The sequence below is a fragment of the Antrihabitans stalactiti genome (assembly GCF_012932915.1).
Taxonomy (GTDB): Bacteria; Actinomycetota; Actinomycetes; order Mycobacteriales; family Mycobacteriaceae; genus Antrihabitans; species Antrihabitans stalactiti.
This window is the reverse complement of the sequence record NZ_VCQU01000002.1, coordinates 528,648-542,639: the sequence shown is the minus strand read 5'-3', so window position 1 is coordinate 542,639 and position 13,992 is coordinate 528,648. Positions and strand designations below refer to the sequence as shown.

Annotated in this window: 9 protein-coding genes; 6 read left to right on the top strand and 3 right to left on the bottom strand. The window is 64.4% G+C overall.

Going from position 1 to position 13,992, the window contains the following annotated elements; translation table 11 throughout:
• Positions 1-55: 55 nt before the first annotated feature.
• From FGL95_RS08330 to FGL95_RS08320, 3 genes are all read left to right on the top strand, one after another.
• Positions 56-1,645: a phospholipase D-like domain-containing protein gene (locus tag FGL95_RS08330; RefSeq protein ID WP_169585734.1), complete on the top strand. Its 1,590-nt coding sequence runs from the start codon at positions 56-58 to the stop codon at positions 1,643-1,645.
• Between the two features lie 111 nt (positions 1,646-1,756).
• Positions 1,757-2,752 (top strand): zinc-binding dehydrogenase, encoded by a 996-nt coding sequence (locus FGL95_RS08325; RefSeq protein WP_169585733.1) that lies wholly within the window; start codon positions 1,757-1,759, stop codon positions 2,750-2,752.
• A 9-nt stretch (positions 2,753-2,761) separates the two neighbouring features.
• Complete coding sequence (locus tag FGL95_RS08320) at positions 2,762-3,757, top strand: RNA polymerase subunit sigma-70 (protein ID WP_169585732.1); 996 nt, start codon at positions 2,762-2,764, stop codon at positions 3,755-3,757.
• Positions 3,758-3,768: 11 nt separating this feature from the next.
• On the opposite strand, the gene ampC is transcribed toward FGL95_RS08320, so the two are convergent.
• Positions 3,769-4,893, bottom strand: a complete 1,125-nt coding sequence (gene ampC / locus FGL95_RS08315) for a class C beta-lactamase (RefSeq protein ID WP_169585731.1) — start codon at positions 4,891-4,893, stop codon at positions 3,769-3,771.
• Positions 4,894-4,931: 38 nt separating this feature from the next.
• Positions 4,932-8,063, bottom strand: coding sequence for a protein kinase domain-containing protein (locus FGL95_RS33125; RefSeq protein ID WP_169585730.1), 3,132 nt, complete (start codon positions 8,061-8,063; stop codon positions 4,932-4,934).
• A gap of 131 nt (positions 8,064-8,194) precedes the next feature.
• On the opposite strand from FGL95_RS33125, the gene FGL95_RS08305 reads away from it, so the two are divergent.
• Positions 8,195-11,287 carry an FAD-dependent oxidoreductase gene (locus tag FGL95_RS08305; protein WP_169585729.1) on the top strand — a complete coding sequence of 1,031 codons (3,093 nt, stop codon included), beginning with the start codon at positions 8,195-8,197 and terminating at the stop codon, positions 11,285-11,287.
• On the opposite strand, the gene FGL95_RS32895 is transcribed toward FGL95_RS08305, so the two are convergent.
• Positions 11,267-12,190, bottom strand: coding sequence for an FHA domain-containing protein (locus tag FGL95_RS32895; RefSeq protein ID WP_169585728.1), 924 nt, complete (start codon positions 12,188-12,190; stop codon positions 11,267-11,269). The two genes, FGL95_RS08305 and FGL95_RS32895, sit on opposite strands and share 21 nt — an antisense overlap.
• A 69-nt stretch (positions 12,191-12,259) precedes the next feature.
• On the opposite strand from FGL95_RS32895, the gene FGL95_RS08295 reads away from it, so the two are divergent.
• Together FGL95_RS08295 and FGL95_RS08290 are read left to right on the top strand one after the other, a co-directional pair.
• On the top strand, positions 12,260-12,715 hold the full coding sequence (locus FGL95_RS08295) for a MarR family winged helix-turn-helix transcriptional regulator (RefSeq protein ID WP_169585727.1): 456 nt from the start codon (positions 12,260-12,262) through the stop codon (positions 12,713-12,715).
• A gap of 20 nt (positions 12,716-12,735) precedes the next feature.
• Entirely contained in the window at positions 12,736-13,983 is a 1,248-nt protein-coding gene (locus tag FGL95_RS08290) for an MFS transporter (protein ID WP_169585726.1), read from the top strand.
• Positions 13,984-13,992: the final 9 nt, after the last annotated feature.

The window sequence follows — 13,992 nt, the reverse complement described above, 5'->3', positions numbered from 1 at the left end:
TGATTTTCGACCACCCTTTTGTTTGAGGCGACCGAAATCCGGGGACATCTAGACGGTGCCGATCGAGGACTGGTTTCTCACTGTGGAGGAACGAAACAACTCCGCGTCCGCGATCCCAGCGTGGTCCCGCGAGAATTCGGCCGAGCCGCTGATTCACGGCGCCACCTATTTCGATCGACTGGTGGACGCCGTCCAATCGCTCGAAGCCGGAAACCACCTCTTCTTCACCGATTGGCGTGGGGATCCCGACGAACGGTTGCGACCGGGCGGCCCTACTGTGGCCGAATTGTTCTCCGCCGCAGCGAAACGCGGGGTCGTCGTGAAAGGCCTCATGTGGCGTTCACACCTCGACCGGTTCCAGTACAGCGAGGCGGAAAACCGCCATCTCGGTGAGGACATCGAAGCGGCCGGTGGCGAAGTACTTCTGGACCAACGAGTCCGGTGGGGCGGGTCGCACCACCAGAAACTGGTGGTGCTTCGCCACCCGGGCGCTCCTGAACGTGACGTCGCTTTCGCCGGTGGTATCGACCTCTGCCACAGCCGTCGCGACGACGCGTCACACCGCGGCGATCCGCAAGCAATTTCGATGTCGCCGCGCTATGGCGACAATCCCCCATGGCACGACGTGCAGCTGCAGTTACACGGCCCGGCAGTCGGGGCGCTCGACTCGACGTTTCGCGAGCGGTGGAACGATCCCGCGCCCCTCGACTTTCATTCGCCCATTGCCCTGGTCAAAGACAAGCTGAGTGGTGCGGATCTGTCGCCAGGCAAACTCCCGCCGCAACCGCCCGATCCGCCACCATGTGGAACGCATGCGGTTCAGGTGCTGCGGACCTATCCGGACGTCCGAAGAGCTTTCGACTTCGCCCCGCACGGTGAGCGAACCATTGCCCGCGCGTACTCCAAAGCGGTCCGTCGGGCGTGTCGGTTGATCTACGTCGAGGATCAGTACCTGTGGTCCGAAGATGTGGCCAACTTGTTTGCAGCTGCCTTGAGCGAGAATCCCGATCTGCACCTCGTCGCGGTGGTGCCGCGATATCCCGACGTCGACGGCCGGCTGGAATTGCCGCCGAACATGGTCGGGCGCGAGCAAGCGATAGCCGTCTGCCGCGAGGCGACAAGGGACAGAGTTCACGTCTTCGACATCGAGAATCACAGCGGTAACCCGGTGTACGTGCATGCGAAGGTCTGCGTGATCGACGATGTGTGGGCGAGTGTCGGCAGCGACAATTTGAACCGCCGATCGTGGACGCACGACAGCGAATTATCTTGTGCCGTAATCGACGACACCATCGACGATCGCCCTCCCACCGATCCAGCCGGGACGGGCGATATGGCACGCGTGTTCGCCAGAAACCTGCGTCTGAGCCTTATGCGGGAACATCTCGATCGAGCCGTCGACGGCTCGGAGGACGACGGCCTGATCGACCCAGTGAGCGCGGTCGAGGCGCTGGAGATGTCTGCCAGCAGGTTGGCGGCGTGGCACGAGTCGGGTCGGCGAGGCGATCGACCGCCCGGAAGGCTCCTGCCACACGAACCCGAACAGCTCGGCAGGCTAACCCGACTGTGGGCGCTTCCCGCGTACCGCATGATCTACGACCCTGACGGCCGATCCGTACGCTCGCGCCTGCGCGGACATTGGTGACGCCAGCGTAAGCCGATTCCTTTTGGCGACGAACACGGTCTACACGGTGGAAGAGCGGCCCACTGATAGGGCCGGTCCCCAACATGTGCGCTGAAAAGGAGTCCGATCACCATGAACGCTTCCGCGACTATGCGAGCTTTGCAGCAGGTCTCGTTCGACGGTCCGCAGGACCTGCGCCTGATCGACGACGCGCCGGTGCCGGTTCCCGGGCCCGGCGAGGTCCTGGTCCGTGTCGCGGCCGCCGGCGTCAACTTCGCCGATATCTCGAAGGCCTATGGAACGTTCCTGGACGGACCGCGACCGCCCTACGTGGCGGGTTTCGAAGCCGCCGGACAGGTTGTCGCAGTGGGCGATGCGGTAACCGGCGTGCAATTGGGAGCCCGCGTCGTCGGCATCGGAGACGGCGCTTTCGCGGAGTACATGGTGCTACCCGCAGCGGCAGCGGCGGCGCTACCTCCCGGATGGACCGAGCAACAAGTGCTGGGTTTGGTTGTGAACTGGCCGACTGCTTTGGCTGCACTCAGGCCGCTGGGCGGCATCGCCGCCGGCCAGACCGTGCTGATCCATGCCGCGGCTGGGGCGACAGGCCAGGCCGCGGTCACGCTGGCGAAGCACTACGGCGCGACGGTCATTGCCGCCGCGTCGCCGGGCAAGCATGAGGTAGTGCGCGCACTCGGCGCCGACCATGTCTTGAACTCCCTCAGCGGCGACCTCACCAACGAGGTGCTGAGCCTGACCGGCGGTCTTGGTGTCGATCTGGTGCTGGAATCGGCCGGCGGCGCGACTTTCGCCGCGAGTCTGACGTCGGCGAAGAGAGTCACTGGCCGCGTCGTCGTATTCGGTTTGCCAGGCGGCGAAGCGTCGATCACCAACTGGGAGTTGGTGTACAAGCACCAAGTCCAGATCATCGGCCTCAACATCGGCGTGCTGATCCAAGCCGCACCACAGATCTTCGGCGACGTAATGGGTGAGCTGTTCTCGCTCATCGCAGCCGGCGTGCTGTCCCCCGGCTGCCCCAGCGCCTACGACTTGGCCGACGGCCCGAAAGCGCTCGCGGAACTGGAAGCCCGGGCTACCGTCGGCAAGCTGGCCCTGATTCCGGCTTAGGCTCTCTCCATGACGTCGGACTTGCGGGCGGCACCCGACCAAGACCGCTTCGCCGCCGAGACCGAGCGCTTCCGCCGGGAGCTTTTAGCGCACTGTTACCGCTTGGTCGGCTCCGCGCACGACGCAGAGGACCTGGTGCAAGACACCTATTTGCGGGCGTGGCGGTCCTACGCCGCTTTCGAGGGGCGCGCGTCGGTTCGGACATGGCTGTACAAGATCGCCACGAACGTTTGCCTGACGGCGATGGAGTCGCGGCGGATTCGGGTGTTGCCATCGGGCTTGACTCGCCCGCAAGACAGATCCGACCGTCCACCGAGTCCCGTTGCGCCGAGCGAGGTCTCGTGGCTGCAACCGCTGCCGGATCGGTTGATCGCACCGGGCGACCACGATCCTGCCACCGTCGTGGTCGCACGTGAGTCGCTGCGGCTCGCACTCATCGCGAGTCTGCAGCACCTGCCCGCTCGGCAGCGCACGATCCTCATCTTGCGCGACGTCCTGGCGTTTTCAGCGGCCGAAACCGCAGAGATCCTCGACACCACAACGGCAGCGGTCAAGAGCGGTCTGCAGCGCGCCCGCGCCCGGCTCGACAAGTTGGATCCACAAACCGAGACGCTGCTGGAGCCAGTCGATCCACGGGCACGCGCGCTGCTGGACGGCTACATCGCGGCGTTCGAGAGCTCGGACGCCGCCATGCTGGAGCAGGTACTGCGGACGGACGCCACGCTGGAAGCGACGCCATTCCGCGAATGGCAGGCGGGACGTGCGATGTGCATCCACATGCTCGACACTTACGTGTTCGGTACGCCGGGCGACTGGCGGATGATCCCCACCACCGCCAACGGTCAACCCGCCGCCGTCGTCTACCACCGGGACGTCGCCGGCAATCTGCGAGCCGACGGGACTGTGGTGCTGGCGGCGACCGCTACCGGCATCTCGCGCGTCGTCAAGTTCCACGATTCGAGGCTCGTCGCGATATTCGGATTCCCGGATGTACTCGCGGACTGACCTATTCGTTCTCAGTTCCCGTGTGTGGACAGGTAGTCGAAGATCGCGTGGGCAGCGGTGACCTGGGCATCGGTGGGGAAGTTCTTGTTCGAGAGCATCACGAGCCCGATTCGCTGGTCGGGCACGAAAGCCGCGATAGAGCTGAACCCATTCGTCGTGCCTGTCATGTCGAAGAATGTCGACGACGACGGCGGCCCGGCGGGTGTGGTGGGGTTCGGCTCGGTAATCGTGGCCGTCGACGTGCCGGCTTGCAGTTGATCCAGTGAGACCGGGTACGGGTACTGCTCCCAGCCGAGCCCCTGGACCATGTCGCCGACCTGGTAGTAGCCCGTATGAGTTGCCTCGACAGCTTCCTTCACCGCGGGATCCAGATGACCGGGATCGATGTTTGCCTGCACGAAATCGAGCATGTCGCCGACTGTCGACTTGACGCCGTATGTCTCCGAGTCGAGCACGCCGGGGTTGACGCGCACCCGTTGATGGTCTTTGTCGTACCCCCAGGCGTAGTTGCCGTCCAACTCTTCGGGCACGTTGTAAAAGGTGTGCCGCAGACCGAGTTTGGGGAGAAGGTCAGAGGTAGCGGTATCGGCGAAGTTCTTCTTCATGGCTTTGCCCGTCAAATATCCGAGCAGTCCGATGCTGGGGTTCGAATTTTGCCACTGCTCGCCGGGCTCCGCGGTCGGCGTCCAATCCTCGAAGTACGAGATCAGGGTGGAGTCGGTGACCGAGTCGGGAATCTGGGCCGGCAACCCACCCGCGGTGTTCGTGCCGAGGTTTATCAACGTGGCCGCGTCGACGCCGCTGCCACGCAGCGCAGGCACGTACTCCCCCGGATGATCGTTCAACGAAAGGCGACCCATGGCCTGCGCGTACCCGGCGAGCGTCGCGGTGAATGTCTCGCTGACAGAACCGATCTCGAAGATCGTCTCCGCCGTGACCTTCGTGGAATCGCTTTCGTCAGCATAGCCGTAGACGAAGAAATACTGGCGTCCACCTGCGATCACACCGACCGCAACACCGGGTACGCCGTAGTCGTCGAGGAGCGGCTTGACGGCAGCATCGACCGCGGCAAGGAGCGGACTTTGCGGACCCGGCGGCGTTTTTGCCGAGCAGGACGTGACGAACACGATGGCCATGGCCACCACGATCGCTGCGACCGATCTCAATGCGCCCCTCACGCCTGAGCTTTGGAGAGAATTGCGGCAACGACGGCCTCGGATTTTCCGGTGATGTCCCCTTCGCCGCAGGCAACAGCCTCCGCGACGACGTTGGACCACACGCCCATGCTGTGCTGGCAGGTATAGCCGCCACCCTCGACCGTCCGGTTCTGCGTGATCGTGTTGCCGTTGGTGGAAACGTTGGCGAGCGTCGCGACCGTGTTGGTGCCGCCCTGGTTTGCGAAAACGACGGGCGCACCCGTACACGCTTGCCATTGCTGTTTCGACGTGTCGAGGAATTTGGTGGCCGCCGCGGCCGAGGGAAAACTTGCAACGGACTGGTCGACCAGGAAGTACGCCGCCGATTCCGCTGTCTGCGAAATGTTCTGTTGCGCAGCGGTATGACCTGCGTTGCCGTACGCATACTTTTCGAGCGGATAGATAGCGCTCGCGCATTCGGGGCGGGTAGGAAATTCGGAGGCCGCGTCCAGGACCGTCGACGCGCTCGACGCACTCTCCAGTGTGTGGCCGGTTATGGCGGAAAGCTGCTGCGCTGGAATCAGCAGACTCGAAACCCTGCCGGGCTGGACCAATGCCGAATCGACGGCGGCCGTTGGCGGCGCAGCCGCGCTGGTGCCGTTTGCCGATCCGGCATCCTTGTTGGATCCCGAGTCCGACGACCCGCGGGTAAGCAAGATCCCGGCGGTCACCGCGATCGCAACCGCGACCGCTGCCGCGATGCCGGCAATCAGCCAGTTCCGTCGACTCTTTGGCGGCGGTGCCGCCACCGGCGGAGCGAAGGTCTGCACCGGCGGGCGCACGCGAGCAGCGGCGGGAGCGATCAACGTCTCGTGATCTGTTCGCGGCTGCGCTTCGACAGCCGCAGCGAGCGCCTGAGCAAAGTCCGTGCACGACGGGTATCTGTCGCCAGGTTTTTTCGCCATGCCCTTGGAGATCACCGCATCGAGCGCAGCCAAATCGGGCCTGCGTTCGCCCATCGTCGGCGGTGGCGACGTCAGGTGGCTGCTGATGATGACGGCCGCATTCGAGTTGTCGAACGGCGGCTTGCCGGTGAGCAGGTGAAACGCCGTAGTCGCCAAGGCGTACTGATCGGCCTGCCCGTCGAGCGTCCGTCCCATCAGCTGCTCCGGTGCGGCGTACGCAATCGAACCCACGGTCATGTTGGTGGCGGTCAGCCCGTTGGCGTCGTCCATTCTGCGAGCAATACCGAAGTCGGACAACAGGATTCGACGACGCTTGGTCGATTCGGGAGCTGATTCGGTGAGCAGGATGTTGGCGGGTTTGACGTCACGATGCAGCAGTCCGCGTTCGTGCGCATGGTCGAGCGCATCGGCGACCCCGGTGACGATCTCCGAAACGAATTCTGGCGGCAGACCGGCGGGGTACCGAGATCGCAACAGCACCGCGGCATCGGTGCCTTCGACGTAGTCCATCGTGATCCACAGTTGACCCTCGAACTCGCCCCGGTCGTGCACTGCCACGACGTGCGGATGCCAGATTGTGGCGGCGAGCTCTGCTTCGCGGATGAACCGTTGCCGATACTCGTTATCCGCGGTCAGCGTCGCAGGCAGGATCTTGAGTGCTTCGCGGCGGGGCAAACGAGGGTGTTCGACCAAATAGACTTCGCCCATCCCGCCGGAGCCGAGCTTGCGCACGATCGTGAACCCTGCGAATTCGGACCCGGGTTCCGGCTGCGGCATGCGCGAAAGTGTACAACCTAGGTTCTCGATTTCTTTCAGATCAGGGACGGCTCCCAGCTCTGCGAACACCGTGCGGCATGCCTCCCATTCCTGCATCGCGGTGTCCTCGTCACCGATTTCACGACAGGCAGCGCCGATCAGTTGCCGACTTCGGGCGCACTCGTAAGGGAGGTCCAATTCTGCCCAGATTTGTGCAGCGGTCCGCAACGGCGCCAATGCGTCGGCGGCGTGTCCGTCGGCGAGGCTGACAGCGCCTGCGGCATGCGCGGCGGCAGCTCGCACCGCAGGTGGGCCGTCTGCGGCAAGGGTGGTCAGGTCGGCCGCCGCGGAGCGAGCACGTTCGAGGTCACCTGCTCCAATCGCGATTTCGACTTGTGCTGGAAGGAGTTTCGCGCGGGCAATGTCGTTCTTGGCCTGTTCGGCCAGCGCCCGCGAGACTCCTGCGACTGCGGCAGCACCGTTGCCTTGCGCGGCGCGCAACAGACCGAGACCGGGCTGCACATCGAAGCCGTACCCCGCGGCACGTGCGTATGCCGCATCGGCCGCGGCCAGATCGCCGACCAGACGGCGCACTTCCCCGATTTGATACCAGCCGTTGCCGGTGTCCATCGCGATCGTGCCATTCTGCTCGGCGCACGCCTGACGCGCTTCACGTTCGGCATCCGACCACGAACCGTGGACCCGCAGGATCCGTGACCGGTGCACTCGGCACGAGCCGGATACGGCAGTCGCTCCGTCTTGGCTTTCGCACCACCGCTCGAATTCCGAGGTCCACTGCTTGGCTCGGACGAAATCGGACACGTCCTCACAGACGTAGATCGAGCTGCAATAGATCCAGGCTCGATATATCGGATCGTGCACATCGCCCGCGAGCACGCCGACCATCGCTTCATCGATCAACGCCAAACCTGCGTCGACGTCGCCGAGCGCGACCATCGCGCGTCCCGTCTGGTGCAGTCCGACATTGATGAGGTCGGGGTCAGTGAACCGGTCGCCGATCTCGGTCACCGCCCGCGCCGCTTCCAGCGATTCGACGATGTTCCCTGCGTAATAACGACCTTCGGCGTCGGCCAGGAGAACGTAGCCGTGCACGACGCATTCCGGCTCGTGTTCGAGAATCCGGCGGGCGCGAGACAACCATCCCGCCGCTGCCGAATGATCTCCGCGCAGCAACAAGACAGTGTGAACCAGATATGCGGTCAGCGCGGCCTCGACCGTTTTTCCGATTGAGATCTGCCGCCGGTAGATGCGAGTCCGCGCCTCGAGACACTCGTCTACTCGGCCGGTGAAATAGGCAGCTTCCGCAAACGCCTGCAGATTCTCGAGGTCGAGTGGTGCGTCGGCGTCGGCGCGGCGCAGCGAGTCGTAGGCTTCGCCCCAGTCGCGGCCGCGGTGCGCGGCACGACCACGCTCGACATCGGAATCCATTACCACCACACCCCGCTGACGCGATGCGACCTCCCACGAAGCGTACCGAATCCTCTGCTTTCTGCCGCGTCTAATGGGCCTGTCGCGCGTACGATTAGCGCGCATCCGAGCGTGAGAGAGCGAGCGCCGCAATGGACCCCGCCAAGCCTGTCGTCGAAATTCGCGAATGGGGCCGCCGTCCGCGCCGGGTTGTATTGAGTGCGCCCGTCGCGTTCGGCCGAGATTGCGCCGGTGAAAATCTCGCAGATACCGAGGTGTCGCGCGAGCATTTGCGCATCGTGCCGAGTCCGACTGCGTTGTCCGTCGTCGACCTCGGTAGCCGAAACGGCACGATGCTGAACGGTCTGCCGCTGACGGGACGCGCCGCACTGTCGTTGGGCGATGTGCTGCGGCTCGGCCGCACCGAAATCATCGTCGTCTCCATGCCTGCCGGTCGCGGGGCAGAAAAACCGTCGGAGCCGGCGCCCGACCATGATTCGACTCGGCTCGGCATCAGGATCGCCGCTCCTCCGCCGCCGCCTCGTGCCGAGGTCCAGCCTTCCCGCGGAGTTGCTCTTGCCGAACGTCTGCTCGGCATCGACCCGACCGGCGAACGCGATCTTTTTCCGGCGTACACCGATTTGCCGAAAAAGATTCCGCTTCGCGTCTGGCAAGCAGCCCGCGCGGTCAGTATCGCGTGCTTCCTGGGCGTGATCGTGTTGCTGTTCGTCCGCCCCGCGGCAGGACTGTTTATCTTCTTCGGCGTCATCGTTCCGGTGCTGCCGGCGCTCTTCCTCATCGCACCGGGGTTGTGGCGCAACATCTGTCCGCTCGCCGCGACCAACCAGATACCGCGTGTGTTCGGTTTCGGACGCGCCCTGAATCCGCCGGACTGGCTACGCAACCGTGGCTACCTCGTCGCGATGGCTCTGTTCTTCGGCATAGCCGGATCTCGCCTCGCCGGCCTCGACCAAAGCGCAGCAGCGACCGGCGTCGTTCTTGCCCTCGTTGCGGCGGTCGCCTTCACCGGCGGCTATGTCTTCAAAGGCAAGAGCGGCTGGTGCAGCAGCATCTGCCCGCTGTTTCCCCTGCAGCGCGCGTATGGACAGACGCCCTTCATCACCGTGCCGAACAGTCACTGCCCGTCCTGTGTGGGTTGCGCGAAGAACTGCTACGACTTCAAGCCACGCGCGGCATACCAAGCGGACCTGGTCGACGACGACCGCGGCTGGACCGCTCAGCGCAAGCTGTTCGTCGCCGCACTTCCTGGTTTCATCCTCGGATTCTTCACTGCGGTCAACCAGCCGGACCTGGAAATGCTCGGAAAGTACGGCGTGCTGGCACTATTCGTCCTCGTCAGTGTCGGCGTCTATTTCGCTGTCGAGGCCGTCTCGCCGCTGAGTCCGCCGATGGTGGCGGTTGGCTACGCCGCCGCCGCGCTCAATATCTTCTACTGGTTCGTGGGGCCGGTCGTGGTGTCGTCGCTGAACGAAATCACTGGAATCGACCTGCCGTGGTTACGGTGGCTGATCAGCGCGGCCGTCCTGCTGGTGACGCTGATTTGGATTGCCCGGACCAGGGTCAGCGAACTGCAGTTCGCGTGGACGTCGGGTAAGCGGTCCGACCCGGTCCGGCTGCTGCCGCTCGAGCCGGTCACGGCGGCTTCCACGGAACCAGCAGCCCGAGTTCAGTTCGGCACCAACGGCACTCCCGTCCCGGCCGAGGTGGGAACGAGCTTGCTCGAGATAGCCGAGAAGAACAAGCAGCCGATCGAGGCAGGTTGCCGCATGGGCGTCTGCGGCGCCGACCCGGTCGCGGTCTTGGACGGCGTGTCGTGCCTGTCGGCCCCCGAGCAGGATGAGCTGAATACGCTGCGACGTCTCGGGCACGGCGAGAACACACGTATGGCATGTTGTGCGCGGATCTCGTCAGGCACGGTCACGATGTCGCTGACACCGGAACCCGGTGACGGATCTGGCTCCAAGCCAACACGATTCGACCGATCGATCGTGAGCGTCGTGATCATAGGCGGGGGCATTGCCGCGGTCACTGCCGCCGATTTCGTCCGCCGCGGTCACCCGGACTGCGAAATCCACCTGGTCGGCCGCGAGTCGCACGCGCTCTACAACCGGATGGGCATCTCTCGCTTGATCTACGGTCGATCGGCGATGCAGGGCCTCTATTTGTTGTCCGAGCAGTGGTACGACGAGCACGGGGTGCATGCCTGGTTGAACACGATGGCCAAGCGCATCGACGTCCCCTCGCAGCACGTTCTGCTCGGTACCGGCGAGGCCCTGCCGTACGACCGCCTGATTCTCGCCATGGGTTCGAGCCCGATGATTCCGCCTACGCCAGGTCTGGATCGTGCGGGCAGCTTCGTCCTGCGCGAAGCGGGCGACGCGATGCGAGTGCGCGCCTACGTTCAGCAGTACGGGTGTCGTCGAGCGGTCGTCGCCGGCGGCGGACTGCTCGGCCTCGAAGCCGCCTACTCACTGCACCTGCTGGGCTTGCAGGTCACAGTCCTCGAACGTGGCGACCGATTGCTCAGCAAGCAGATCGACGCTCGCTGTTCGGAGTTCGTCGCACAGCATTTCAAGAACGTAGGCATCGAACTGCTCACTCGTGCCGAGACGGACCGAGTCGAGGGCGCACCCGCTGTCACCGCCGCAATTTTGAAAGACGGACGAGAGCTACCTTGTGACGTGTTCCTGACAGCTATCGGGGTGAAACCCAACGTCGACCTCGCTCGCGATGCGGGGATTGCAGTCGGAAAGGGCGTCCTCGTCGATGATCGGATGCGGACGCGTACACGTTGGGTCTATGCCGCAGGCGACGTCGCCGAACACCAGGGAGCGGTCTGGGGGCTGTGGCCGGTCGCGGTCGAACAGGCAGAAGCGGCTGCCGTGAACGCACTCGGCGGTGACATGACGCTGACCGCCGAGACTCCCGCGACGATACTCAAAGGCGTTGACCTCGAACTGTTCTCGATCGGCAAGGTCACACCGTCTGCGACCGACGACGTCATCGTCATCGACCGCCCGGCGCGCATGTCCTACCGTCGTCTCGTGTTGTCACGGGGTCGAGTCGTCGGCGCTACGGTTCTCGGCCACCATCCGGCCGACGTCACAGCTGCACAGAAAGCTGTCAAGGGACGGTTCCAGGTCGGTCCGAGCGCGCTGCCTGCGCTGCGTGCGGGCGATTGGAGCGGATTGACGGCCGAGAAGTCAGCGCGCGCCACCCACTAGGTGAGTGACGACCCAGTCGCCGATCCGCAAGGTCGACCCTGGATCCAGGCGTGTGGGTGTCGTGCCGACCTGAGTCCACTCCTCGGCGCCGAGCTCCGCGATGAACGTGCCTGCGGCGGTACCTGCGTCGCGCACGAACACGCCATCGCGGTTCACCGTGACGTAGGCATGCACGCGCGAAATATAAGGGTCGTATTCGACGACGATCGGTGACGCCAACGCGTTCGACACGGCCTCGTCCGACAGCGGCGCACGCCCGATGACGTACGGACGGTCCAACGGATAGGTGGCGCCGTCCTTCGTCGACAGCACGCTGACCGCCGGTGCCGACAACGCCGTCTCGACCGGGGTTCGCAATGCGGCCACGGTTTCCTGCTCCGTTGGGATCGGAACTGTCGCAACAGTTTCCATGTGACGCGGCGGTTCGACCACGGCTTCCGCGTGGACGATCGCAAAGCCGCCGCCGGGCACGATTCCCGCTCGGAGGTCGGTGTTGGGCCGCGCCTGTTGCCCAGGGCGGTTAGCGTCTCTGATGCCGATCGAGAGGGCGAGTTCGGGCACCGCTTCGGTGACGAACCGCTGACCGTCGACGCCGGACAGGCGTCGTTCGCCGCTGCGCGTGCGGATCTCGGCGCTCACCGAGCCGGCGAGCAGGATCAGATTGCCGTCGGCGGTCGGCGCGACCACCCCGAACTTCACTCCGAGCGCCGCGCCGTAAGCGATAGGCGCGAGAAACTCAGGCAGCCCGGCCCCCGGGTACTGGACGCGCGCGGCTGCATCCACCGCTGCAAGCAACTGAGCCACCGGCTCGTCGGCGCCGAGGGCGTACACAATCACGTCGCCGAAGCGTGCGATCAAGCCATCGCCTGGGGAAATTCCAACTGTGAACGGCCTTTGCTGCACGGTCGTCATCATAAGCCGAGCCCCATGCGAATCAGCGGGTTTACATAGATAGTTAGCTTATGTAACAATATGTCGGTGACCTCCTCCACTGATCGCCCAGAGCTGCGCGACCTCATCGTGGACCTGGTGACCAGTTCGGCTCGTTTCACCAGGCAGGCAACGGCGCTTGCCGCGGACGGCCGACCGAAGGCGCTGACCCGCGCTCTCTCGTTGCTCGACGAGCACGGGGAGCTGCGGGTCAGCGAATTCGCTCGAATCGACCGGTGCAGTCAGCCCTCAGCCACCGCAGTCGTCCGCAAGCTGCACGCACTAGGTCTCGTCGACCGCACGACCGATCCCGACGATTCCCGCGCCGTGCTGGTCGCGATCAACGACGCCGGCCGCCAATGGTTGACGGAATCGCGCAATTCGATCGGCGACGCGCTCGCTCCCCGATTCGCACACCTCGAGCCAGAACAGATCCGTCGCCTCACCGAGGGTTTGCAAGAACTTCGCGACGTCCTCAAGACCACAGACCTCAACTAAGAACAGAGAAAGAAGGGTTCGTGAGTATCACCACGACCGCGCCCTCCCCCAGCGCGGAGACCTCTAGTCTGCTGCATCAACCGAAAGCCGTCTGGGCTGTCGCCTTTGCCAGCGTCATCGCGTTCATGGGCATCGGCCTGGTCGACCCCATTCTCAAGCCCATCGGTGAGCAGCTGCACGCCACGCCGTCGCAGGTGTCGCTGCTGTTCACCAGCTACATGTTGGTCACCGGCGTCGCGATGCTGATCACCGGCGTCGTGTCGAGCCGCTTCGGCGCGAAGAAGACACTGCTCGGCGGCCTCGCGATCATCATCGTGTTCTCGGCACTCGCCGGGATGTCGAGCAGCGTCGGCGAAATCGTCGGATTCCGCGCAGGCTGGGGACTCGGCAACGCACTGTTCATCGCCACCGCCCTCGCCACGATCGTTGGGGCAGCCAGCGGCGGTGTCGCCAAGGCGATCATCCTCTACGAAGCCGCGCTCGGCATCGGCATCGCGACCGGACCACTCGTCGGCGGCGTGCTAGGCGGAATCAGCTGGCGTGGACCATTCTTCGGCGTTGCAGCGTTGATGGCGGTTGCATTCGTGCTGATCATCGTGATGCTGCCGGAGGGCCCCAAGCCGACCCATCACACCTCGCTCGCGGCACCATTTCTGGCATTGCGGCATCGCGGTCTACTGACCGTCGGCATCACTGCGCTGCTCTACAATTACGGCTTCTTCACGCTCCTCGCGTACACGCCGTTCCCGCTCGACATGGGCACCTACTCGATCGGTTTCATCTTCTTCGGTTGGGGTCTCATGCTCGCGATCGCCTCGGTGTTTCTCGCACCTCGGTTGCAGCGGGCCTACGGCACCCTCCCGATGATGGGAGTTGCGCTGACGCTCTTCGCAATCGACCTCGGACTGATGGCCGCGTTCACCGAGAACAAGACCGTGTTGATCGTCGGCGTCGTTGCGGCCGGACTCTTCCTCGGCGTCAACAACACTCTGATCACCGAGACAGTGATGATCGCTTCGCCAGCCGAACGGTCAACGGCTTCAGCGGCATACAGCTTCGTCCGTTTCGTCGGCGGTGCAGCAGCGCCGTACCTCGCAGGCAAGCTCGGTGAGCACAGCATCCACATCCCGTTCTGGGTGGGCGCCGCGTGCACTCTGGCATCCGTGGCCGTGCTTTACTCCGGCCGGAAAGTCCTGGCGCATATCGACGACCACGATCCCGCGCCGCACAGCATCGAAGAAGCCGAAGCCATTACCGTCGGCGACTGATCGCCCAGA

Coding starts and splice junctions, on each gene's coding strand:
- FGL95_RS08325 (WP_169585733.1), top strand. CDS start 1,757: ATGAACGCTTCCGCGACTATGCGAGCTTTGCAGCAGGTCTCGTTCGAC.
- FGL95_RS08320 (WP_169585732.1), top strand. CDS start 2,762: ATGACGTCGGACTTGCGGGCGGCACCCGACCAAGACCGCTTCGCCGCC.
- ampC (WP_169585731.1), bottom strand. CDS start 4,893: ATGGCCATCGTGTTCGTCACGTCCTGCTCGGCAAAAACGCCGCCGGGT.
- FGL95_RS33125 (WP_169585730.1), bottom strand. CDS start 8,063: ATGGATTCCGATGTCGAGCGTGGTCGTGCCGCGCACCGCGGCCGCGAC.
- FGL95_RS08305 (WP_169585729.1), top strand. CDS start 8,195: ATGGACCCCGCCAAGCCTGTCGTCGAAATTCGCGAATGGGGCCGCCGT.
- FGL95_RS08295 (WP_169585727.1), top strand. CDS start 12,260: ATGTCGGTGACCTCCTCCACTGATCGCCCAGAGCTGCGCGACCTCATC.